The 23,654-nt window shown below is 51.7% G+C and carries 20 protein-coding genes and 1 pseudogene; 6 read left to right on the forward strand and 15 right to left on the reverse strand.

What is annotated here, in order from left to right:
- Nucleotides 1–113: 113 nt before the first annotated feature.
- The 4 genes from mnmE (at nucleotide 114) to H3L98_RS02340 (ending at nucleotide 5,111) form a co-directional block, all read left to right on the forward strand.
- The gene (mnmE, locus tag H3L98_RS02325; protein WP_027022124.1) at nucleotides 114–1,466 is read left to right on the forward strand and encodes a tRNA uridine-5-carboxymethylaminomethyl(34) synthesis GTPase MnmE; all 1,353 of its coding nucleotides are present in this window, start codon (nucleotides 114–116) and stop codon (nucleotides 1,464–1,466) included.
- A gap of 72 nt (nucleotides 1,467–1,538) precedes the next feature.
- The gene (locus H3L98_RS02330) at nucleotides 1,539–2,546 is read left to right on the forward strand and encodes a thiamine ABC transporter substrate-binding protein (protein ID WP_051532084.1); all 1,008 of its coding nucleotides are present in this window, start codon (nucleotides 1,539–1,541) and stop codon (nucleotides 2,544–2,546) included.
- A gap of 17 nt (nucleotides 2,547–2,563) precedes the next feature.
- Nucleotides 2,564–3,835: a phosphoribosylamine--glycine ligase gene (purD, locus tag H3L98_RS02335; protein ID WP_027022122.1), complete on the forward strand. Its 1,272-nt coding sequence runs from the start codon at nucleotides 2,564–2,566 to the stop codon at nucleotides 3,833–3,835.
- Nucleotides 3,836–4,037: 202 nt separating this feature from the next.
- The gene (locus tag H3L98_RS02340; RefSeq protein WP_027022121.1) at nucleotides 4,038–5,111 is read left to right on the forward strand and encodes a transferrin-binding protein-like solute binding protein; all 1,074 of its coding nucleotides are present in this window, start codon (nucleotides 4,038–4,040) and stop codon (nucleotides 5,109–5,111) included.
- 506 nt (nucleotides 5,112–5,617) lie between these two features.
- On the opposite strand, the gene H3L98_RS02345 is transcribed toward H3L98_RS02340, so the two are convergent.
- The 4 genes from H3L98_RS02345 to H3L98_RS02360 all read right to left on the reverse strand — a co-directional run bounded on the left by H3L98_RS02345 (nucleotide 5,618) and on the right by H3L98_RS02360 (nucleotide 8,642).
- Complete coding sequence (locus H3L98_RS02345) at nucleotides 5,618–5,944, reverse strand: hypothetical protein (RefSeq protein WP_027022120.1); 327 nt, start codon at nucleotides 5,942–5,944, stop codon at nucleotides 5,618–5,620.
- Nucleotides 5,945–5,995: 51 nt separating this feature from the next.
- Nucleotides 5,996–6,409, reverse strand: a complete 414-nt coding sequence (locus tag H3L98_RS02350; protein WP_051532083.1) for a hypothetical protein — start codon at nucleotides 6,407–6,409, stop codon at nucleotides 5,996–5,998.
- 162 nt (nucleotides 6,410–6,571) lie between these two features.
- On the reverse strand, nucleotides 6,572–7,918 hold the full coding sequence (locus H3L98_RS02355) for a DEAD/DEAH box helicase (protein WP_034333603.1): 1,347 nt from the start codon (nucleotides 7,916–7,918) through the stop codon (nucleotides 6,572–6,574).
- Nucleotides 7,919–7,934: 16 nt separating this feature from the next.
- Entirely contained in the window at nucleotides 7,935–8,642 is a 708-nt protein-coding gene (locus H3L98_RS02360; protein ID WP_051532082.1) for a hypothetical protein, read from the reverse strand.
- A gap of 500 nt (nucleotides 8,643–9,142) precedes the next feature.
- Here H3L98_RS02360 and H3L98_RS02365 point away from each other — a divergent pair, with 500 nt between their 5' ends.
- A complete protein-coding gene (locus H3L98_RS02365) occupies nucleotides 9,143–9,637 on the forward strand; it encodes a pilin (protein WP_027022118.1) in 495 nt (164 codons plus the stop codon).
- A gap of 1 nt (nucleotide 9,638) precedes the next feature.
- Here H3L98_RS02365 and H3L98_RS10810 read toward each other — a convergent pair whose 3' ends face one another.
- From H3L98_RS10810 to gnd, 9 genes and pseudogenes are all read right to left on the reverse strand, one after another.
- Nucleotides 9,639–11,060: a sulfatase-like hydrolase/transferase gene (locus tag H3L98_RS10810; RefSeq protein ID WP_051532081.1), complete on the reverse strand. Its 1,422-nt coding sequence runs from the start codon at nucleotides 11,058–11,060 to the stop codon at nucleotides 9,639–9,641.
- A gap of 18 nt (nucleotides 11,061–11,078) precedes the next feature.
- Nucleotides 11,079–12,247 (reverse strand): annotated as a pseudogene (locus tag H3L98_RS02375) (NnrS family protein).
- Entirely contained in the window at nucleotides 12,247–12,612 is a 366-nt protein-coding gene (locus H3L98_RS02380) for a hemerythrin domain-containing protein (protein ID WP_027022116.1), read from the reverse strand. Before H3L98_RS02380 ends, H3L98_RS02375 begins: the two are co-directional and overlap by 1 nt.
- Nucleotides 12,613–12,636: 24 nt before the next feature.
- The gene (locus H3L98_RS02385) at nucleotides 12,637–13,131 is read right to left on the reverse strand and encodes a hypothetical protein (RefSeq protein ID WP_027022115.1); all 495 of its coding nucleotides are present in this window, start codon (nucleotides 13,129–13,131) and stop codon (nucleotides 12,637–12,639) included.
- 51 nt (nucleotides 13,132–13,182) lie between these two features.
- Nucleotides 13,183–14,124, reverse strand: coding sequence for a calcium/sodium antiporter (locus H3L98_RS02390; protein WP_027022114.1), 942 nt, complete (start codon nucleotides 14,122–14,124; stop codon nucleotides 13,183–13,185).
- Between the two features lie 59 nt (nucleotides 14,125–14,183).
- Nucleotides 14,184–15,260, reverse strand: a complete 1,077-nt coding sequence (locus H3L98_RS02395; protein WP_027022113.1) for an AI-2E family transporter — start codon at nucleotides 15,258–15,260, stop codon at nucleotides 14,184–14,186.
- A 75-nt stretch (nucleotides 15,261–15,335) separates the two neighbouring features.
- Nucleotides 15,336–16,772 (reverse strand): porin family protein, encoded by a 1,437-nt coding sequence (locus tag H3L98_RS02400; RefSeq protein WP_034333601.1) that lies wholly within the window; start codon nucleotides 16,770–16,772, stop codon nucleotides 15,336–15,338.
- A 15-nt stretch (nucleotides 16,773–16,787) separates the two neighbouring features.
- Nucleotides 16,788–17,489: an N-acetylmuramate alpha-1-phosphate uridylyltransferase MurU gene (gene murU, locus H3L98_RS02405; protein ID WP_027022111.1), complete on the reverse strand. Its 702-nt coding sequence runs from the start codon at nucleotides 17,487–17,489 to the stop codon at nucleotides 16,788–16,790.
- 124 nt (nucleotides 17,490–17,613) lie between these two features.
- Nucleotides 17,614–19,062 (reverse strand): decarboxylating NADP(+)-dependent phosphogluconate dehydrogenase, encoded by a 1,449-nt coding sequence (gene gnd, locus H3L98_RS02410; protein WP_027022110.1) that lies wholly within the window; start codon nucleotides 19,060–19,062, stop codon nucleotides 17,614–17,616.
- Nucleotides 19,063–19,187: 125 nt separating this feature from the next.
- On the opposite strand from gnd, the gene H3L98_RS02415 reads away from it, so the two are divergent.
- On the forward strand, nucleotides 19,188–20,639 hold the full coding sequence (locus tag H3L98_RS02415; RefSeq protein WP_034333599.1) for an NAD-dependent succinate-semialdehyde dehydrogenase: 1,452 nt from the start codon (nucleotides 19,188–19,190) through the stop codon (nucleotides 20,637–20,639).
- Nucleotides 20,640–20,706: 67 nt separating this feature from the next.
- On the opposite strand, the gene H3L98_RS02420 is transcribed toward H3L98_RS02415, so the two are convergent.
- Both H3L98_RS02420 and H3L98_RS02425 read right to left on the reverse strand, forming a co-directional pair.
- A complete protein-coding gene (locus H3L98_RS02420; RefSeq protein ID WP_027022108.1) occupies nucleotides 20,707–21,279 on the reverse strand; it encodes a hypothetical protein in 573 nt (190 codons plus the stop codon).
- 118 nt (nucleotides 21,280–21,397) lie between these two features.
- Entirely contained in the window at nucleotides 21,398–23,551 is a 2,154-nt protein-coding gene (locus tag H3L98_RS02425; protein WP_084481883.1) for a M3 family metallopeptidase, read from the reverse strand.
- Nucleotides 23,552–23,654: the final 103 nt, after the last annotated feature.

A 23,654-nucleotide genomic window follows, 5' to 3' on the forward strand; every position in this document is an offset into this window, starting at 1 on the left:
CCGTCTATTCTAATGCAAACGCCCCTGCTTGAACAGCAGGTTTGGAGTATGAAAACTATTTCTGCGCCATGGATTGGACTATAATCTGCCGTTTTTCCAAGGGATTCGGACAGATGGCTTCTTCCCAAACCATTGCCGCCATTGCCACCGCCGCAGGGCGCGGCGGCGTAGGCATTGTGCGCGTATCGGGCAAACATTTGGCAGCGTTTGCCGAACGCCTGTGCGGTAAAACCCCCCGCCCACGCACCGCCCATTATGGCGATTTTTTAGACGAAAACGGCGAAACCATAGACAGCGGACTGCTGCTGTATTTTCCCGCACCTGCCAGCTTTACGGGTGAAGACGTGCTGGAACTGCACGGACACGGCGGCATGGTGGTGATGCAGATGCTGCTGGCGCGTTGTGTGGAATTGGGCGCAAGACAAGCGCGCCCCGGTGAATTTAGCCAACGTGCTTTTTTAAATGGCAAAATGGATTTGGCACAAGCAGAAAGCGTTGCCGACTTGATTGATGCCGACAGCCGCACCGCCGCGCGTATGGCGGTACGTTCGTTGAAAGGCGCGTTTTCACAGCGCATCCACGCCTTGGTGGACGACTTAATCCACCTGCGTATGCTGATAGAAGCCGCTTTGGATTTTCCCGAAGAAGATATTGATTTTCTAGCAGAATTAAATATTCCTGCCCGTGTGGACGCATTACAGGTGCAGTTGCAGGCAATTAACGCCCAAGCCGCACAGGGCGCGATTTTGCGTGAAGGGATGCAGGTGGTGCTGGCAGGTGCGCCCAATGTCGGTAAATCCAGCCTGCTTAATGCCTTGGCGGGTGACGACATCGCCATTGTAACCGATATTGCCGGCACCACCCGCGACACCGTGCGCGAACAAATCGTTTTAGACGGCGTACCCGTACACATTACCGATACCGCAGGTTTGCGCCACACCGCCGATACCGTAGAACAAATCGGCATCGAGCGCAGCCGCCGTGCCTTGGCACAAGCCGATGTCGCGCTGGTGTTGATTGACCCGCAGGAAGGCTTAAACGACAGCGTGCGTGAAGCCCTGTCGCAGCTTCCGCCTGATTTAAAACGCATTGAAATTCATAATAAAATTGATTTGCGCAATGAAGCAGCGTTTACCCGCAGCAGCGGCAGCCTGTGCGGTGCAGACAGCATTATCGGGCTGTCCGCCAAAACAGGCGCAGGCTTGGATTTACTTAAAAATGCCCTGTTGGCACAAATCGGTTGGCGCGGCGAAAGTGAAGGCTTGTTTTTGGCGCGTAGCCGCCACTTGGACGCATTGGCACGCGCCGCCGTTGAGCTGCAACACGCCGCTGTTTGCGTGAATCAGGCAGAATTATTGGCAGAACACCTGCGTTTGGCGCAAAATGCCTGCAACGAAATCACGGGCGAATTTACCGCCGATGATTTGCTGGGCGTGATTTTCAGCCGTTTTTGCATCGGTAAATAAGGTGGTTGAAAGCCGCTGCAATCGCCGATATGATTGCGCCTGCCCCGTTTTCCATATTGTGAAGGTAAAAACATGACGATTGTAAAAAAACTGCTGGCGTGTGTCGCCGTTTTGCTGGCACACACTGTCGTCGCTGCCACCGAAGTGCGTTTGGCGGTACACGACAGCTTTGATTTGCCTAAACCCTTGTTGGCAAAGTTTGAACAACAGCACGATGCCAAAGTGGTGCTGATTAAGGCAGGTGATGGCAATGAATTGCTGAACCGTTTGATTATCAGTAAAAACCAACCGATTGCCGATGCTGTGTACGGTTTGGACAACGGCAATGCCGAAAAAGCCCGCAGCGCGGGCGTGTTGGCGGCACAGCAGCCCGAAAGTGCGCCTACCGTGATTGCCCTGTCGGGCATGCTGGCGGTGGATTACGGCTTTGTTGCGCTCAATTACGACAAAAAATGGTTTGCCGAGAAAAAACTGCCACTGCCCAAAAGCCTGCACGATTTGGCGCAACCGCAATACAAAGACCTAACCGTGATGCCCAATCCCGCTACTTCTACCCCCGGTATGGCGTTTTTGCTGGCGAATATCGGTGGTTTGGGCGAAAACCAAGCCTTTGCGTGGTGGGCAAAAATGCGTCAGAACGGCGTAAAAATTACCAAAGGTTGGTCAGAAGCCTATAATACCGAATTCAGTTTAAACGGCGGCGCGCGCCCGATTATGGTGGGCTATGCCAGCAGTCCTGCTGCCGAAGTGTTTTACAGCAAAAACAAAAAAACCGTTCCCGATATGGGTAATTTGTTTTTAAACGGCGGTGTGTACCGTCAGATTGAAGGCGCGGCGGTGTTAAACAAGGCACAACAGCCCGTGTTGGCAGCCAAGTTGGTGCAATACCTGCAAAGCCCCGCCGTACAAGCTGCTGTACCGACTGCCATGTGGGTTTATCCTGCGGTACGCGGTACGTCCCTGCCTGCGGTAATGAAACACGCCTCCCTGCCCAAACAACACTGGTCGCCCAACGACAAACGCATTGCCGACAACCGCAAAGCATGGGTGTCGCGCTGGACCAAAACCGTTTTGAAATAAATTAAGGAAAAAGATTTATGAAAATTTTGTTAATCGGCGGTGGCGGACGCGAACACGCCTTGGCATGGAAATTGGCGCAGTCGCCCAAAGTGTCTGCCGTGTATGTGGCACCGGGCAATGCGGGTACGGCGCAGGAAAACAAATTGCACAACCTGCCCTTAAGCAGCCATGCCGATTTAATGGATTTTTGCCGCCGCGAAAACATCGCCTTTACTGTAGTCGGACCTGAAGCACCCTTGGCAGCAGGTATGGTGGACGATTTCCGTGCCGCAGGTTTGGCGATTTTCGGACCGACACGCGCCGCCGCACAATTGGAAAGTTCCAAAGATTTTGCCAAAGCCTTTATGCAACGTTACGGCATTCCCACCGCTGCTTATCAAACCTTTGATAACGCCGAAGCTGCGCGCGCCTATGTGCGTGAACGCGGTGCGCCGATTGTGATTAAAGCAGACGGATTGGCAGCAGGCAAAGGCGTAGTGGTGGCACAAACCGAAGCCGAAGCCTGCGCCGCCATTGACGATATGCTGTTGGGCAACAGCATGGGCAGCGCGGGTGCGCGGGTGGTGATTGAAGATTTCCTGTTGGGCGAAGAAGCCAGCTTTATCGTGATGTGCGATGGCGAACACGTTTTACCGATGGCATCCAGCCAAGACCACAAACGCCTGTCAGACGGCGACCTCGGACCCAACACAGGCGGCATGGGCGCATACAGCCCCGCGCCTGTGGTTACCCCCGAAGTACACCGCCGCGTTATGGACGAAATCATCTTACCCACCGTGCAAGGCATGAAAAGCGAAGGTTATCCCTTTACCGGATTTCTGTATGCAGGGCTGATGATAGACGCACAAGGCGCACCGCGTACCATTGAATTTAACTGCCGTTTCGGCGACCCCGAAACCCAGCCCGTAATGAGCCGTTTAGACAGCGATTTGGCAGAACTGATTGAAACCGCCTTAAACGGCAATCTAAACCAAGCCAGCGCACAATGGAACGCACAAACCGCCGTAGGCGTGGTGTTGGCTGCCGAAGGCTATCCGCACAGCCCGCGCAAAGGCGATGTGATTCACGGTTTGCAGGCTGCCGAAGCCACAGGCGCAAAAGTCTTCCACGCAGGCACACGCGCTGACGGGGACAAGATTCTGACCGATGGCGGGCGCGTATTGTGTGTGGTGGCTTTGGGCGATGACGTTACCCAAGCGCAAGCCCGCACTTATCAGGCTGTAGAAAAAATCACGTTTAACGGCATGCAGTACCGCCGCGATATTGCCGATAAAGCCATTAAGCGTTAATTAACTGATTATTGATTTACTTTCGCCTATGTTTCTAATTCTGATTGAGACGCAGGCGAAAGTTTTTTATGTCCGCTCAATTTAATTGATAATAATTTTTATTATGGTTATAATTATCAAGCATGGTTTTATACCGTGTGTTTGAGCCACAGCATACACCGCATAATCAGTGTGTATGTCTTGTACACAAAGGAAAAATTCTATGAAAAAATCCAATTTTAATGTTTTACTGCTTTGCAGTATGTTGGCTTTAACAGCTTGCGGCTCATCAGGTGGTGGTTCTGCTGTTGCCAACAAACCTGTTTTAGAACAGGCAAATAACGACAGACAAAAGGCAGAGGAAATCGCCAAAGCCCAAGAAGCAGCCAAAGCTGAAGAAGAGCGTAAAAAGCAAGAAGCAGCTAAAGCCGAAGAAGAGCGCAAAAAGCAAGAAGCTGCTAAAGCTGAAGAAGAGCGTAAAAAGCAAGAAGCTGCTAAAGCTGAAGAAGAGCGCAAAAAGCAAGAAGCTGCTGCTGCTTCAGATAAACAAGCCCCTACCACCGCCGATGTGGTTGCACAACTGGATAAAACCTTTGTTGCCAATCACAAAGAAAAAGCCGATTTTATGGCGTACCGTCCGATTAACGGTGCAGTAATCAGCATCAATAACAGCACAGGCGCAGTATCTGCCAAACAGCCCGATTCAACAGAATTGGAATCCATCAACATCAACGGACAAAAAATGCTGTTGTTGGCACGTTATGCTGATGAAGGCAAAGTATCGCGCCCGATTAACGACAGCGATTTCCCCGATGGCGGTAAAACAGGCAAGGGCTTTGTGGGTAGCCGTGGTTATGGCTACAGCCCCGATTTTGCCGATTTCCGTTGGGGCGTTTATACCGATAAAGGCGTAAGTACCTTGTTTGTACAGGGTAATGCCAGCAGCTATGTGCCTAGCAGCGGCAAATTCCGTTATTCAGGGCGTGCTGTGATTGGCGAAAACGGCGAGTACAATCAAGTGCATGGTGTGAAAGCAGTGGCGGATTTTGCCACCAAACGCATTGATGTGAGCCTGACCCCGCCCAGCCGCGAAGGGCAGGCAACCCGTGATGCGCTGGAATTTGGTGCAACCATTAAAGGCAATACCTTTTCAGGCAATGAAAACGGCATTGTCAGCAAAGGTGGTTTCTACGGTGGTGGTGCGGCATCGGCAGCAGGCGTGTTTTTTGCTACCGATGGCAAACATAAAGGTTTGAACGGCGCATTTGGCGTATCAGAACGCACCACTGCAAAATAATCTGTATCTTAAAAACCCGACAGCAGCTTTTACCATTTAAGCTGCTGTCGGGTGGAATGGGATAGGGTTTGGGATAAAGTATCAGTCTGTTATTGGGTGGCAAATTATGCCTGACTTAAGTTGCATTAACGATATAAGTTTATGATTGTTTAGAGTAACCTGACAGTAGTCAATTGATAAAACAGTTCAGGCGTTTCTTGCCCTGTAACCGTGCCACTGCTATAGTCCATTCCCAATTCTTCCCGATAAAATACTAAAAAATCCGTTAATGTTCCAAAACGTTCAAACTTAATTTCCTGAATACACTCATTAAATTTATGTACCGTATTATCTTTGTTTTGAGTTAATAAGAAATAATGTATGCAAGATTCGTTTCTGCTGGCAAAATGAAAGAATTTTTGTTCTAAAAAACTATAGTTGATAAAAATAAAAACGAGACAAGGCGACAACGCCCGCTGTGTACGAACAGTACATCAGGGCGTTGGCAACGCTGTGTTGTTGCGATTTTAATCAACTATAAAATTGTGTTCTTGAATAAAGTCTTGTAAATCGTATGAGGTTTGCCAGGCATTTTGATATTCTCTTCCAAAGAAACTGCCGTTTGGCTGATTTAATTTGTTGAAAATACGTATTTCTCCACCCAGCAGTAATCTGCCTGAACATTTGCCCATGGTCATTAGCAATGTTTGGAATTGTCCGTATATGGATAAATTGTAGCGGGTTTCAATTTCCCGAAGTTCGCTGGCTGAATAACCTGCAATTAAATCCAATCGTTCAATAAAGTTGTTTTTTTCTGAACGAATTGAGGCAAGTGTTTGAATTAAATTTTCCATAGCTTGTTTTGACTATTCAATATATTGTGTAATGGTGTTGCCTAACCTAAACTAACTTTTCTTATTATACTGTTTCATTACAGCTTTTTTTGATAAAGGCGCATTGCAATGAACACAATAATCAATAAAGGGTGAAATGCCTTTGGTATAGGTAATTCCATTATCACTTATACTGTGAGATTTTCCATTGTTAATTTGAAATTGATGACAATATGGGCATATTCCAGCAATGAGAATGTAAATAATTGATAACAGCCCGCCGAATGCCCAATATATTGTATAAATTAAATAATATAGATCATTGTTCATAAAGATTTGACCTGTAAAGATTTTTTGTAATGCACCAATCAAACCAACAATTCCAACAGATATAAAAAAATATTTGGGAATTTTCATCCTATTTTGATATTTAATGGCAATATTTATTGAGTTTAAAATATTTTCTTCATATGATTTATTGCTCATGTTTGCTTATTCCGTAAATAACAAATTGAGACAAGTATTTAATTTTCCATAGCTTGTTTTGACTATTCAAAGATGGGTCAGTCGTTTGGTGTGAAAATGAAACGCAAACCCAACAATATTGTATTTTATTGTTGGGTTGTGGATTAATTAAACAAGCAATAGCTATTTTTCCACACCAAAATTGGCTTGCAGTAAGGCGCAGGAACGGCGCTCGCGTCCGCGGCGGCGGGTGGGGCGCGGGGGAGCGGTGTCTTTTTTGGGGTGGACTGCGGGTTGCGGTGTGCGGTTGGTGCTGTTGTCGGGTGCGCGGCGTGTGTGGGAAATTTCGGGGCTGTGGTTTGACTGCTGCCATTGCGGTTCAAACCCTTCAATCCGCGAAACGCTTAATTCGCTGCCAATCAGGTTTTGAATGGCTTCATACATTTTTTGTTCGTCGCCGTCCATCAGTGAAATGGCAACGCCGTCTGCACCTGCGCGTCCTGTGCGCCCGATGCGGTGAACGTAGTCTTCGGGCTGGGTGGGCAGTTCGTAATTAATCACAAACGGTAGTTCGGCAATGTCCAAACCCCGCGCGGCGACATCGGTTGCCACCAACACGCGCACTTGTCCTTCTTTAAATTGGGTCAGCGTTTCCAAACGGTTTTGCTGGGTTTTGTCGCCGTGAATGGCGCGTGCCTGCAAACCGCGCCGCTGCAAATCGCGTGATACCTGTTCGGCGCTGTGTTTGGTTTTGCAAAACACGATTACTTGATTCATTTCTAAATCTACTATCAAACGTTCAAGCAGTTCGCGTTTGCGTGCGGCATCAACGGCGATAATGTGTTGTTCTACATTGGCATTGGTGGTGTTTTGCGCGGCGGTTTGTACGGTTTCGGGACGGTTCATAAAGTCTTGCGCCAGCTTGCGGATGGCTGGGGCAAAGGTGGCGGAAAACAGCAGGGTTTGCCGCTGCTTGGGCAGCAGGTTCATAATGGTGCGGATGTCGTCAATAAAGCCCATGTCCAACATGCGGTCGGCTTCGTCCAGCACCAAAATTTCTACTTTATTTAATTGGATATTTTTTTGTTTGACGTGGTCAAGCAGACGTCCTACGGTGGCGATAACGATTTCGCTGCCTGCGCGTAGGGCGTGGGTTTGTGCGTCCATATTCATGCCGCCGAACAATACGGTGTGTTTGAGCGGTAAGTATTTAATATAATTGACAACGTTTTGGTCAATTTGGTCGGCAAGCTCGCGGGTGGGGGTCAGCACCAGCATACGTACGGGGTGCATGGCGGGCGAGGTGCTGGTATTGGCATAGCGTTTGAGGCGTTCTAATGCGGGCAGCATAAAAGCGGCGGTTTTGCCTGTGCCGGTTTGGGCGGCGGCAAGTAAATCGTGTCCTGCCAATACTTTGGGAATGGCGGCTTCTTGTATGGGGGTGGGGGTGTGGTAGCCCCGTTCGTTAAGGGCATCGCTTAATTCTCGCCCCAAACCCAGAGCGGTAAAGGCGTTGGTTTTTATGTCCATAATCCAATATCTGTAATTACAAACCGGCTTCTTTTTCGCCGATTTTGGTTAAATAATGAAAGCGGCGGTCCAGCACAATGTATGCGCCGGTATATTTGCCGATTACGGCAAACACATACACAGGACCGTGCGAGCGTTCCCATTGTGCCAATTGTGCTTTTTCTTCAGGCGACATATATTGTCGGGCAGCAGCGTCGGCTTTGGCGAGTAGGGCGGGCGCGGCAGGCGGCGGGCTGTAGCTGTCTTTGCCCTGCTGCTGGGAAAATACCGTCCACGCCACGCCAGCCACGCGCTGGCTGTGTTGTTCGGAATCGGGCAGATTCGCCCAATTTTTATCTGCCTGCACTTCACGATGGGTTAGGGCAGTTGCCGTACCGTATTCGTACAACACCGTTAAAGTAGGGTGTTCCTGATACACAGTGTGCAAACCATAGCCCAATGCCGCAAACTGCACCGCACCAATAATGACACAATCCGACACAATTTCGCGCAGCTTTTTATAGGGGTTAAATACCAAAAACGTCAGCAGTGGTCCTAAAACCACGTCCACACCGAACATCAGCATCATGCCCTGAATGCCGCCGCTCATGTGAAAATAAAATTCGGGATACAGCCCGAATACCAGCCACACCGCCACCCCTGCAAAAATCAGCAGCGAAAGCAGCAAATGCACGCCTGCAGCCTTGAATTTGGCTTGTAGTGGAAAAGGATTTTTTGGATTCATTACACAGCCTTTTTGGTTGAGCTTGTAAAATTTTTGAATGAGAACGGATGAAACCCTTAAGGGTATAAGGCATTTCGGCACAAAAACAACAATATCGCCGTTTATCATGCCCGTAATCGGCAGATTTTGCTTATCAAACTGCCAAACTAGCATACAATTTGCTTGTGCTTACCCACCCTGTTTTACAGAAGACATTGAATATTTATCAGATTATAGAATAGAAGCACCATATTCTAAACCGTGTTGCCTTGTAAAATACCCTTTGGCAGCAGCCGACCAGCAATCAATAAGCCCGATTTTTCCTACCCGTATCCAAACGGCAGAAAAATAAACTATATTGAAATGATAAGGTTAAAATCACTTTCCGCATACTGCCGCTGCACATGCCCCAATTGGCATACCCAAACAGTGCAGCACCGTATGGGAAATCAAACATTTTAACGATATTATACCGTCCCCGCCCGCGGGGTTTCAAACCCAACAGCTTAGAGGAATGGAACATGAAACCAAACAAACAAGGTGGTTTTACGCTGATTGAACTGATGATTGTGTTGGCGATTATCGGCGTATTGGCAGCCATTGCCCTGCCGATGTATCAGGACTATGTAACCCGCACCCAAGTAAGCCGTGTGTTTTACGAAGTCAACAGCGCCCGCACCATTGTGGATACCATTATTTCGCAAGGAGGCGTACCCACCGTTCAAAAAGCCCAAGATGGTAAGCTGATTAACGGCGAGTTATACGAATACATTGGCATGGACGGCAGCGACCCCGAATCCAATCTCATATTTAACGCTGTAATTGCCTATGAAAACGGCACCCGCTTTAAAAGCATCACCGCCACTTTCGGCAAAGATGCTTTTAAAGGCATTCAGGGTGCCACCATTACCCTGACCCGTTTGGGTGACGGACGTTGGCAGTGCGAAGCCAAAGCCAATAATGCCACTTCGTGGAAGCCCAAACATGTACCGGTGGCGTGTAAAGCCACGATGTAGCTTATTGGATTTTGAAGTGTAGCCAGCTTACATCGTTCCAACGTAGGTTTTTGTGAATCGGCGCATTGCTGAAAATCGGCGGCATGTGGTCGCCCACCACAATTACTTCCGTGCCGCGCATTTCAGGACGGTCAATCAGCTCTGCCAAACCGTCAAAAAATTGTGCGTTCAAACGCATATTGTTGCAAATATCTCCTTCAAATAATTGGTGCTGTTTACAGTCCAAACGGGGTTGGTGCATATCGGATTGGGCATAGGGGGAATGTGAAGTTAAAGTCAGCCAGTAAAAAAAGGTTTTGCCTTGCGCGTTTTGGCGGAATGCTTTGGCAACTTCGTCATACAGTGCACGGTCGCAAGCACCGTGAAAGGCATAGCAGCGTGGTTTGTCGGGTAAATCTTCAGCAAATAGGGTTTTGCCAAAGCCTGCTTTGGCATACCAGCTGTGGCGGTCGTATAAACGGCTGCTGGCACCGTGCATGGCAATGGTTTGATAACCTTGCTGTTTTAAAATATTGGGCAAGCAGCGGGCAAATTGGGCGGGGTCGGTTTTGTGGAAGGCATAACCGCCTGTGGTGTTTAATTGGCACAATTCGCGCAATTCGCCCTGCACGGTGGCACCCGCAAAGTCAAAATAACCTTCTTTAATAAACGCCAATTTGTCTTGGCGGTCGTAAATTTTCTGCAAAATAGCACGTTGTACCGAGGCTTCCCGCGCCACGCCCCAAGATTCTGCCACAATCATCAACACTTTGTCGCCAATGGGACGGACAAGCTGTTTGGACGCATAATCTTGTGTTTTATCAATGGGAATGAGTTCGGGCAACTGGCGCATGGCGGTCAGAAAACCGTTGCCGTAGTGTTCGGCATACAGTGCGGTTTGGCTGTGGGAAATAAAATAATTGTCGCGGGCAAAGTATTCGGCGGGAACGGTGCGGTAAGTGGCAGAACGGATGGACCAGCCGCACAATCCCAATAAAATACAGTAAAACCACACACTTTTGCGCGGTACATAACGCCCGATACGCGCCAACAGCCACGGCATTGCCGCCACATACGCCACCACCAGTGCCACCAGCACGATAAAGCGCAACGGGGCTTGCGGTAAAAACGGAATCAGATACACCGTTGCCGCCAAATCCAAAAACGGAAACAACTGCATCAGCAGCATCGCGCAGTCCACAAACACACACACGGCAAACAGTACACCACCAAAAATTTTGGCACTGCGCCACGGCATCACCATCAGTGCGGATACCAACAGATAATCCAAATTGACAATGGGACGCGCCAAGTTCATAAAATAACAGGCACACCACAACAACAAGTTAGGCAGCAACACAAACGCCAACGCCCGCCACATATTTTTCCACAGCAGTGGGTTTTCTAAAATTTTAATGTCTTTTTTGAGTAAATCCTGCCACATGATTCTTCCTTTTTAAAATTAACCGGTTTTGCCGTCACAACGCGGGCGCAGCAGCCACGGCAGATAACGCCATCCATACAGCAGCAATGCAAGGGCAAACAGCACGGCAGATAACGCCATCCATACAGCAGCAATGCAAGGGCAAACAGCACGGCAGATAAACGGATGCCGTGCAGATAGGCAGTGCCTGCGAAAGCGGTTGCCACAACACGCAAAACAGCGGCTGCCGTCATCAGCCAAAAGGCAGCGGTCAGTCCTGATGGGGCGGGATAGAGCGGTCTGCCCGTGTGTCCCAAAGCGGTGCGCGTCATCATGCTGAGTGTTAATAGTCCGATTCCGCCCACGGCAATCAGATGAATGCCCGCGCTGCGGTAAGCGGTGGCAGCGGTTACTGCCACGCCTGCAGAGGTAAAGGCGTAGCCGACAAATAAAGTCCACAATAGGGGTTCGCGCCAAATACCACGCCGATGCCAACGCCATAACTGCACGGCTGCCACGCCCGCACAACCCATTCCTGCCGCTGCTGCTGCAATGGATGTGTTTTGCCGCAGCATCAGCACACTTGCCGTTAGCGGTAAAATCAAAGCAGCATGATTGAGCCATGCAGCAGCAGGCGGTGACGGCGTATTCAAACGTTTGGCGGTAAAAAAGGGAATTACGCGCGAACCGATGAGTCCGATAAAGCCCGCCACCGTCATCAGTCCTGCCGTTAATGCGCTTTGCGGCGGTGAACCCAAATGAAACGCCGTATGAGACAGCGCAAAACCCGCCAATGCCAATACGGTCGGATAGTTACGCACATTGCGGCTGCGCCAGACGGCACTGCCCAAACCCCATAATGCCAAAAGAAAAAATACCGTTCCCGCTGCGCCTGCCCACGGTGCGCCCTGCGGCAGTAATGCCGCTGTCCGTGCCAACAGCCAGCAGCCTGCCAATGCCATCAGCAGCCGTCCGCGCACAGGGGGCTGTTTCGTCCAAGTGGCAACAGCGGTCAGCAAAAAACCTACCACCACCGCTGCCGCATAGCCCCAAATCATTTCGTGAGCGTGCCAATAGAGTCCGGACAGTGAAGGCGTACCTTGGAAACCAAATCCCCATAATAATATGGCAACTGCGCCCCACAGCGCCGCCAGCAGGTAAAACGGACGGAATGCCATTGCCCAAACAGGGTGGGTGCTGCGCCACATTATGCGTTTTCCTGCGGTAAAAAGGCTTGCATGGCGGGGAACAATTCGCGTTCTTCAAAACGGATATGCGCCCGCAATGCCTGTGCCAAGGCAGTTTGTTGTGCAGGCGAACACGCTTGTGCCAATAAATCAAGAATATGGGCGTGTTCCTGCTCAAAGCGTTTGCGCCAATCATCACGCGCCAGTTTGTCCCACCAAGGTGCAAACAGGGCTTCTTCTTCGGCAAAATGCGCGGGCAGTTCGGCACGGTGTGCCTGCCAAGCAGCAGGGTCTGTGTGTTCGGGTTGGCGTTCTACCCGCAAACACCATGCCAAAGTGTGGTGATGCTGGTGTGAAAGCGGAATCAATGTCGGATGTCGTTTCACGGTTTTTCCTTGCCTGACGGAAAATCAACGGTAAAAAAGCCAATACAGCCCAAGCCATAACACGGGCGCACAGCACACTCCCCACACGAAGCCGCGCCATTGTTTGGCGTGATTAAAGTAACGTTGCCCGCGCCGCCGCCAGCCTACTGTGCGCTTGAGGGTGCGGATGGCGTATCCTTGACGGCAACGCAGCCACACGGTGTCTTTGTCGCCGCCAAAATACTGTGTTGGCACTTCCAAATGCCCAAGTGCGTTTTTCAGTTCGCCGCGTATGGTTTCCCAATCACTGGGGCGAATAATGATTTCATATTGTAAAACATAGGGGTGGGGTAGGGGTACGCCTTTTTGCTGTCGCTCTGCCAGCCAGCTTTCGGGATAAAATTTGGTGCAGTATGCCAGCAAGGTTTTAAACGGCATGGCACGGTTGGTAAACACGCACAGCGAAGCGCGACCGTCAGGTGCTAAAGGTGCGGCGGGCGGCGGTTTGGGTTTGGCGGACGATGCGGGTTGCTCTGCCATGGCGTTTAATTGGGACAATCGGAAATAAAAACCATTATACGACTGTGCGCCTTACGATAACACCCCCAACAGCAGATAAGCGGTATAGCCGATATAGCTTGCCAGCAGCAACGCCCCTTTAACGCGCCCGATGCGTTTGTTGAAGCACAGCAAGGGCAACAGCAGCGTTAATGCGCCCATTACGGGCAAATCGCGGTACAGGATTTCGGGGGAAATCGGCATGGGATGAATGGCGGCTGCCAAGCCCACCACTGCCAAAGTATTGAATAAATTAGAACCGATAACGTTGCCCACGGCAATATCGTGTTCGCCCTTACGCGCTGCCAGCACCGAAGACGCCAGTTCGGGCAGGGATGTACCAACTGCTACCACCGTCAGCCCGATAAACAAATCGCTCACCCCCAAGCTTTGGGCAATGCTGACCGCACCCCACACCAGCAACCGCGAACTGCCAATCAGCAGCAGCAAACCTAAAAACAACCAAATAATGCCTTGTTTGAGCGGGGGTAAGTCGTCATCGGCAGAAGTATCGGCAGCGGTTTTGTGCCGCAACCCCTGCCATACTGTGTATGCCATATAAATTGCCAGCACCACCAACATCATAGCGCCGTCCAGCCACGATAAAGCACCGTCCCACAGCAGCGCGGCGGTTAATAAGGTTACGCCGATTAGCACAGGCATCTCAAAACGCAAAACCTGTGTTTGCACGGCAATGGGACTAATCAGCGCGGTAATCCCCAAAATCAGGGCAATATTGGTGATGTTGGAACCATAAGCATTACCCAAGGCAATGCCTGGATTGCCTTCTACCGCCGACAGCACCGATACCACCATTTCGGGCGCAGACGTGCCAAAGCCGACAATCACCATGCCCACTAGCAGGGCAGGCATGCCGAAATGTCGCGCCACCGCCGCCGCCCCGTCAATAAAACGGTCGGCACTCCACACCAGCACCACCAAACCCATCACAATTGCCAAAGCAGCATACAGCATACGGTTTTCTTTCTGCGGAACATGCCCGCTGACTCAATAAAAAACCGATAATTTTAGCTTTAAAAACGGCGGCGGTAAAACCCGCTTTGCAAATACAGCGTTTTGCCTTCGCGCAACAGCACCAAACATACTGCCGCCAAAGGCAGCGCCACCAGCATCCCCACAAAGCCCAACAAGCTGCCGAATGCCATCAGTGAAAAAATTACCCAAAACGGCGACAGCCCGATGCGGTCGCCCACGATTTTGGGCGTGATAAAAAAACTTTCCAGCGTTTGCCCCACGGCGAACACTGCCCACACCGACAACACCCCTTGCCACGAACCAAATTGCAGCAACGCCGCCAAAGTTGCCAACAGCAAACCCGTAAACGCCCCCAAATACGGCACAAACACCAAAATCCCCGCCACCATACCGATGGCAAAGCCCGATTCCAAGCCCGTAGCCATCAGCCCCAAACCGTAGAGCAAGCCCATCACCACCATAACCGTTAATTGTCCGCGCAAAAACTCGCCCAACACCGTATCCATATTGCCTGCCACACGGTTATACACACCCAAATAACGGCGCGGCACCATCAGCCGAACCCCGTCTTCCCAACGCGCCCAATCCAGCAAAAAATAATACAGCAGCAAGGGCAGCAGCGCGATATTGCCCAACCAGCCTGCCAACGATGTGCCTTGCTGCATCAGCACAGGCATGGTTTTTTGTAAGGTTTGCTGAATATTGTGCGCGTTATTGCGTAGCCATTGCGTAATGGAAGCATTGTCCAATGCCAAATGTTCGCCAAAACGCATATTCAGCCACGGCAACACCGTGTGTTGAACGTAATCCACTAATTGCGGAATCCGCGCAATAATGCTTTGCAACTGCTTGAGCAGCATCGGCACAATCACCAGCAGCAGCGCAATCAGCAGCATAAAGGTAAACATCATTACCCACATGGCGGCGCGGCTGCGGTGAATGCCCAGTTTTTGCAAACGCCCCACCAAAGGGTTAAGAATATACGCCAGCACCGCAGCGGTAATAAACGGCATCAAAATACTTTCTAACAGGCGGAACAGGCTGACGGAAACCAGCAGCACCACCCCCGCCGCCAGCCACGGCAGCCACGGTTTTTTGGGATTGGGAAGATACATGGGATAGGTAAGATTAAATAAAAACAGTATTGTAACGCAAACCGCGCCGCATGGGACGGCGGCGCGGAACGGGGTTTAAATGGATTTGCTCAATTGGATAAAGGCATAGGCTTTGCGGTAGTTGTAAACAAAATGGTTGCTGCGGGTTTTTTGATACACGCCCACCAAGCGCGGGGTAACACCCCAAAGTTTGAGTTTGTTGTTCCACACGCTTAAGGAAAGGTTGTATTCGGTGTCGCGGCGGGTGATGCGGAAAAAATCCGCCGCATCGTAGCTGCGTCTGCCGATGCCTGCGTGCAGCACGGTTTGGAAACCTTTGCCCCAAGCCTGTCCCCAACTGCCGCGCATACCGCGGCGGTGATAGGCATCAGACGGGTCAAGGGCGCGTTTGCGGGAAAAATCGGTGCCGAGGGTAAAATAACTGCGGGCGTTGGGTGTCCACAATACGGTGGCGGAAGCGTTGAAGCTGGCGCCGTCTAAAAAACGGCGGCGGTCGTGGCGCACACGGGCGGCTTCGCCTGCCAGCGACACACGCAGTGAGTGGCTGACGGGACGGCTGTGTTCGGCACGAATGCCTTTTTCGGCAGAATAGCGGCTGCCGCTGTACCAACGCCGTTCGTAATAGGGCAGTAAGGCACTTTCGCTGCGGGCGCTCTGTCGTGCCACACCTGCTTGGGCGCGGACGCTTAAATCGTCGTATTTGGAATGGTCCCAATAGTCTTTGCCGTTTAAATCGATGCCTGTGCGGATGCGGTAGTATTGGGGCAACATCCAATCTTTTTCAGCACTGGCGCGGTAGGACAAACCGTGCGCGGTTTCGGGCGGGGGCAGTTCAAACGTGCCTCTGCCTCGTTTAATAATGCGTTGTTTTGGGGTGTTGTTGATATTGGGGTCGCGGATATAGTGTGCGCCCGCGCTCAATTGCCAACGGCTGCGCTGTTTCAGCACCCGACGGTAGGCGTTTACCGCAGCGGCGGCGGGTTCGGGCAGTTGTGGGTCTTGAGCGATGTCGTCCAACAGGGCTTGGGCTTCGCGGTTTTGCTGGTCGCGCACCAATGCACCCGCCAGATTCAGGCGCACCGAGGGCATATCGGCTTCGTGTTTGAGTGCTTCGCGGTAATGGCGAACAGCGCGGTCGGGACGCTGTTCGGCTTCGGCAAGCGCGGCTTGCGCCAGCTCAATTAAAATGGTGTCGCGGCGTTGGGCTTCGGGCAATTGCTGATACAGCGGCAGCAGAACTTTGATGCCTTCAATATTTTTCAGCAAAACGGCGGAAGTAAGGGCGCGATGCAGCAATTCGGGCTGTTGCAGCAGCTCTTCGGGCGACACTTTCAGTTTTTTTGGCTCGGTGGGTGCAGGTGTTGCGGGGGGAATAGGCTCGCTGTCGCGGCGCGGTTCGGGGGCAACGTCAAAACGCGGTTCGGGTTCGCTGGGTGGGTTAAGCGGATAGGGATTGCCGTCTGCCCATGCAGCAGCAGGCAGCAGCAGACAGATATAGGGGATTTTTTTCATGATGTCGCCTTGGGTTTAAAGGGCGGAAAGGGCTTGCGCGTGCGGCTGCCACACCGTTTCGGCGTGTGCCAAACGTTCGGGCGTACCCACGTCCAGCCACAAACCCTGATGATGCTGTCCGCCTACACGCTGCTGCTGCATGGCTTGCACCAACAACGGTGCGAGTTTGGCGGGTGTGCCGCGCACCACATCGGCAAACAGTTCGGGACGGTACACGCCGATGCCGCTAAAGGTCAGTTTGTTGCTGCCGTCTGCATTGACGCGCTGTCCGTCTAGGGCAAAATCGCCTTGCGGATGATGGGGCGGATTATCGGTCAGCCATAAATGCGCCCAATCGTCGCCCAACTGTTCTGCGCGTTGGTGCACGGCGTGGAAATCCACGTCGGTCAGCACATCGCCGTTTACCACAGCAAAAGGCGCATTACCCAATAAGGGCAAGGCATTGGCAATCCCGCCTGCGGTTTCCAAACCCGTTTCGCCTTCGGGCGAGTAGGCAATTTGCACGCCTAAATCGCTGCCCGTGCCTAAAGCCTGCTCAATTTGATGTCCCAACCAAGCATGGTTAATCACAATATCCTGAAATCCCGCTGCCCGCAAACGCAGGATATGCCACACAATCAGTGGTTTGCCACATACGGGCAACAACGGTTTGGGGGTGTGGTCGGTAAGCGGGCGCATCCGTTCGCCGCGTCCTGCGGCAAGAATCATGGCTTTCATCAAGCTTCCTTTTCTTTGGTTTTATTCGGGCAGGGCGTAAGCCCGTCCCAATCAGGGCAACACACAGGGCTGTGTTTGAAGCCCTGTGTGTTGAAACTGTGTGCGGACAGATGCGCTGCGCCGTTTAAACGTGATAGCTGCTGGAAACGGTGTCGCCGCCGCTGCCCGTCCAATTGGTGTGGAAAAATTCGCCGCGCGGCTGGTCGGTGCGTTCGTAAGTGTGCGCACCGAAATAGTCGCGCTGTGCCTGCAACAGGTTAGCGGGCAGGCGTTCGCTGGTGTAGCCGTCTAAAAAGGCAATCGCAGAAGCCATACAGGGCATGGGAATGCCGTTTTCAATGGATTTGGCAACCACTTTGCGCCACGCGGGCAAAGCGTGTTGCAAAATTTGGCGGAAATAAGGGTCTGCCCCTAAAAACACCAAATCGGCATCGGCATCAAAGGCATCGCGGATATTGTTTAAAAACACGCTGCGGATAATACAGCCTTCGCGCCACAGCAGGGCGATGCGTCCGTGGTTTAAATGCCAACCAAATTGTTTGCCTGCTTCGCGCATCAGCATAAAGCCTTGGGCATACGAAATGATTTTAGATGCCAACAGCGACAGGCGCAGGCATTCCAGCCATTCGCTGCGGTCGCCTTCTACGGCAGACACGCCGTGGGGGAACAGTTTGGCACCTTGTACGCGTTGGTCTTTCAGGGCGGATACGCAGCGGGCAAACACGGCTTCGGAAATCAGTGTCAGCGGTACGCCCATATCGAGGGCGTTGATGCCCGTCCATTTGCCTGTGCCTTTTTGTCCTGCGGTATCAAGGATGTTTTCCACCAAGGGCGTGCCGTCTGTGTCTTTAAACGCCAAAATATCGGCGGTAATGCCAATCAAATAGGAATTTAATTCGGTTTGTTGCCACGCGGCAAAGGTTTGGTGCATTTCGTCGCTGCTCATGCCCAAGCCTTCTTTCATAAATTGGTAGGCTTCGCAAATCAGCTGCATATCGCCGTATTCAATGCCGTTGTGCACCATTTTGACGAAATGTCCTGCGCCGTCTTCGCCTACCCAATTGCAGCAGGGTTCGCCATCGGGGGTTTTCGCGGCAATGGCTTGAAAAATGGGTTTGACTGCTTCCCAACCATCACGATTGCCCCCTGGCATAATAGATGGTCCGTTACGCGCCCCTTCTTCTCCGCCCGAAATCCCTGCGCCGATAAAGTTAATGCCCAGTTCGCGCAATTGTGCCACACGGCGGTTGGTATCGGGGTAATTGGCGTTGCCGCCATCGATAATAATGTCGCCTTTTTCCAAAAGAGGCAGCAGTTGTTCAATAATGCCGTCCACCGCTGCGCCTGCGCGTACCATCAGCAGGATTTTGCGCGGACGCTGTAGTTTGCTTACAAGCTCTTCGGGCGAAAACGCGCCTTCAATCGCTGTTCCCGCCGCCGCGCCGCGCAAAAATGCTTCGGTTTTGTCGGGGCTGCGGTTGTACGCCACCACCTTAAACCCCTTGTCGTTCATATTTAAAATCAGGTTTTGCCCCATTACCGCCAAGCCGATGACACCGATGTCGCCTTGCATGTTCTTTTCCTTCACGGGTAAAAGGTACGCACTTTACCGATTGTTTGCCGTTCCGACAATGCCTGTGTGAAAAACGGGCAAAATGGGGTAAAGTAGCAGGGTTAGTGTTTTAGACTGTTTTAAGGATGTCGTTTGTGAATATTCCCCATCCTGATTTGTTCCGCCAACAGGCTTATATCGGCGGTAAGTGGTGCGATGCCGATTCGGGTAAGGTGCTGGCGGTACACAATCCCGCCACAGGCGAAATATTAGGCACGATACCCGATATGGGTGTAGAAGAAGCCCGTCGCGCCATTACCGCTGCACAAAACGCCTTGCCCGCATGGCGTGCTTTCCCTGCTAAAGTCCGCAGTCGCCTGCTGAAACGCTGGTTTGACCTGATTACCGCCCGCCAGCACGATTTAGCCGTGTTGCTGACTTTAGAACAAGGCAAGCCTTTATCAGAAGCCAAAGGCGAAATTGCCTATGGCGCTGCATATATTGACTGGTATGCCGAAGAAGCCAGACGTGTAGCAGGGCAGATTTTGCCCGCGCCCGTAAGCGGACAGCGCGTGCTGGTGTCCAAACAGCCCGTGGGCGTGTGTGCAGCGGTTACGCCTTGGAACTTTCCCAATGCCATGATTGCCCGCAAAGTTGCCCCTGCTTTGGCGGCAGGTTGTACGTTTGTGGCGCGACCCGCTTCACAAACGCCGTTTTCGGCGCTGGCATTGGCAGAGCTGGCAGAACAAGCAGGCATTCCCGCAGGCGTGTTTAATGTGGTAACGGGCGCGGCGGAAGCCATTGGGCGCGAATTAACCGAAAACCCCGCAGTACGCAAATTCAGCTTTACCGGTTCTACCGAAGTAGGGCGCAAACTGATGTCACAATGTGCTTCTACCATCAAAAAAGTGTCCTTGGAATTGGGTGGCAACGCACCGTTTATTGTGTTTGATGATGCCGATTTGGAAGCGGCGGTAGCAGGTGCGTTGGCTGCCAAATTCCGCAACGCAGGACAAACCTGTGTTTGTGCCAACCGCATTTATGTGCAACAAGGCATTTACACCCGCTTTGCCGAGCGTTTTACCGCTGCCGTTGCCAAACTGCGCGTGGGAAACGGCATGGAAGCCCACAACGAAATCGGACCGTTAATCGACCAACGCGCCTTACAGCGCACCCTTGAATTATTGGATGATGCCCGCGCCCACGGTGGGGAAGTATTATGTGGCGGTACACATCAGAGCGTGTTTTTTGCACCCACCGTTATCGCTGCAGCCAACGATGATATGCGTTTGGCGCACGAAGAAATTTTTGCCCCTGTGGCGCCCTTATTTGTTTTTGCGGACGAAGACGAAGTCATCCGCCGTGCCAACGCCACCGAATATGGTTTGGCAGCATATCTGTACAGCCGCGATTTAGCACGGGTGTTTCGCGTATCCGAAGCTTTGGAATACGGCATGGTGGGTGTGAATACAGGCGTGATTTCCAATGAAGCTGCGCCTTTTGGCGGCATGAAACAATCGGGCATCGGGCGCGAAGGCGCGGCGCAGGGCATGGAAGAATACTTGGAAACCAAATATATCGCGCTAGACGGTTTGTAAAAACCTGCTTGAGAACGGAAAAACGGCTTTGCTTGATGCAAAGCCGTTTGGCATGTCAAAAAAGAGCTTAAGACGTGGTATTCAGCGGTTTTTCCGACAATTGCAGCAGCAGTTCGTCGCCCACAATTTTACGCACATCGTCTTTGGGCACTAAAAACGATTCGGAATCGGACAAGACCACGCGGTACATTTTAATGCAGTATTCCTGAATATACTCATCGTATTGGGTAAAGTAGGAACGTTCTTTTTTATCGTGCAGCCAACGGTTTAAATACAGCAGTTCTTCACGTTCGCGGTCGCTTAAAATGCTTTGGTTGGCAAGCAAATCCTGCTGGCGTGCCTGTTTGCGCTGTGCCACGGCTTCTTCTTTGCGGAAATTGATGCAGGTCAGGCAGTGAAGCTGGCAGTAAATTTCGGAAATGCGGTTGATGTTGATGATGCGGGCGCGGATGCGGCGTTCCAAATCTTGTTTGGAATGGGGCGCGGGCGCGGGACAAAACATTCCTGTGCGCTGAATCAGCTCAACTTTGCCGTCTGCATTGACACAGCCGTCTTCAAGCATGCGTTTGTACAGAAAATTGGCAGCGTATTCATCGGGATTGCCTTCCCATGTTTGCACAAGGCGGAACAGGTTTTCCATTATTTTTTCCTATGTAAACTTTATTGTCGGGGTAAAGGCACACGGGCGTACAATCAGCGGAAAACCGTGTGCCTCACCGTCTATTTTACAAAAAATCTGTCTTTTTTTCCATTTTGTATCAAGGCTTGATACCGCGCTGCTGCAGTAGGGCTTCACTTTGCGGGGCGCGTCCCATAAAGTGTTCAAACAGGCGCATCGGGGCTTGCGAACCGCCTTGCGACAATAATTTGTCCACAAATTCGCGCCCGATGGTGCGGTTGAATAAGCCGCTTTGTTCAAAACGTCCGAAGGCATCGGCAGCCAATACTTCTGACCACAAATAGCCGTAGTAACCCGCTGCATAACCACCCGCAAAAATATGCGAAAATGAATGTCCGCGTCTGACCCATTCGGGTTCGGGCAACACGGCGGCTTGACGGCGCACCTGTGCGGCAACGGCAAGAATGTCGCCCACCGATACGGGGGTGGTGCGCGTGTGCAGGATAAAGTCAAACAGGGCAAACTCAATCTGACGCACCAAGGCACGTGCGGCTTGGAAGTTTTTGGAGGCAAGCATTTTGTCTAACATGGCTTCGGGCAGCGGTTCGCCTGTTTGATGGTGGGCGGAAATCAGTTTTAATGCTTGTTTGTCCCATGTCCAGCCTTCCAGCATTTGGCTGGGGAATTCTACTGCGTCCCACGGTACGCCGTTAATGCCCGATACGGCAGCGACTTCAATCACGGTAAGCATGTGATGCAGGGCGTGTCCGAATTCGTGAAACAGGGTGGTGGCTTCGTCGTGGGTGAGCAGGGCGGGGCTGGTGTGGTCGGCGGGGGCGCTGCAATTGAGCACCAAAACGGCTACGGGCAGATGCAGTGTGCCGTGGCTGTCGCGGCGACGGTCAATCAGTCCGTTCATCCACGCGCCGCCGCGTTTGCCTTCGCGGGCGTATAAATCCAAATAAAACGAGGCAATATGTTGTTTGTTTTCGTCTAAAACATGAAAAAAGCGGACAGTGGGATGCCAAACTTGAACGTCTTGGCGTTCAATGACGCTGATTCCGAATAGGCGTTTGGCGGTTTCAAACAAGCCTGCCAATACTTTGTCGGCTGGGAAATAGGGGCGCAGGGCTTCGCTATTGACGGCGTAACGTTCGGTTTTGAGTTTTTCGGCGTAATAGGCGGCGTCCCATGCTTCTAATTGAGTGATGCCGTGCTGTTTGGCGGCGTAATCTTGCAGGGCTTGGATTTCGCGTTGTGCCTGCGGGCGTGATTTTGCCAACAAGTCTTGTAAAAAATCCATGACTTGTTTGGGGTTGTCTGCCATGCGGGTGGCGAGGGCGTAATCGGCATAGGTTTTAAAGCCGAGCAGTTTGGCTTTTTGCAGGCGCAGGTTGAGTATGTCGCGCATCACGCTGCCGTTGTCCCATTTGCGGGCGTGTGGTCCTTGGTCGGAAGCGCGGGTAGCGTAGGCTTGGTAGCATTCGCGGCGCAGTTCGGGACGGTCGCTGTACAGGGCGATGGCGGAATAGCTGGGGTAATCCAAGGTAAAACGCCAGCCTTCTTGACCTTTGCTTTGGGCGGAAGCGCGCGCGGCTTGACGGGCGGTGTCGCTCAAACCTGACAATTGCGCTTCATCGGTAATGATTTTTTCCCATGCGGCAACGGCGTCTAATACATTATTGGAAAATTGGGTACGCAGTTTGTCCAAGCGGGTGTTGATGTCGGCGTAACGTTTTTGTTGGGTGGGATTGAGGGCAATGCCTGACAGTTTGAAATCCAGCAAGGCATCGTCAAGGGCTTTTTTCTGCGCCTGTGTGTAGCGGGCGGATTCGGGATGGGCGTGCAGGGCGCGGAAACTATTGTACAGTCCTTGGTGCAGCCCGTACCATGTTTGAAACGCGCTGATTTTGCCTTGGGCGGTGGCGTGGGCGCGGCGCAGGGCTTCGGAATTATTGACCGACATTAAATGCGAAACTGCACCCCATGCCCGTCCGAGCAAGTCGCCCGCATCTGCCAAGGGCAGGTAAAAGTTTTGCCAATTCGGTTGTTTGATGGCGGTTAGTGTGGCAACGGTGCGGCGGTTGTGCGCCAGTAAAAAATCGACAGCAGGATTGATGTGTTGCGGACGAATATCGGCAAAACGCGGCAAACCAGAAAAATCCAACAGCGGATTATTTTTGAGCGCGGCGGGCAGCGTTAAACCCGTGTGTGTACCCGTACGGGCAAAAGCGGGAAAATGCAAGGCGGCAAGCCCCAATGCGCCCAGTTGTAAAAATTGTCGGCGGTGCATGGCAAAATCCTTCGCCCCGTGCGGGCGGCTGTGTTAATCAAGTTTAGGGCGTGTCTCTATTTGCTTTGCCAAGCGGTTTTTTGAGTAGAAATCTGCGTGTACA

Source organism: Conchiformibius steedae (assembly GCF_014054725.1).
GTDB lineage: Bacteria > Pseudomonadota > Gammaproteobacteria > Burkholderiales > Neisseriaceae > Conchiformibius > Conchiformibius steedae.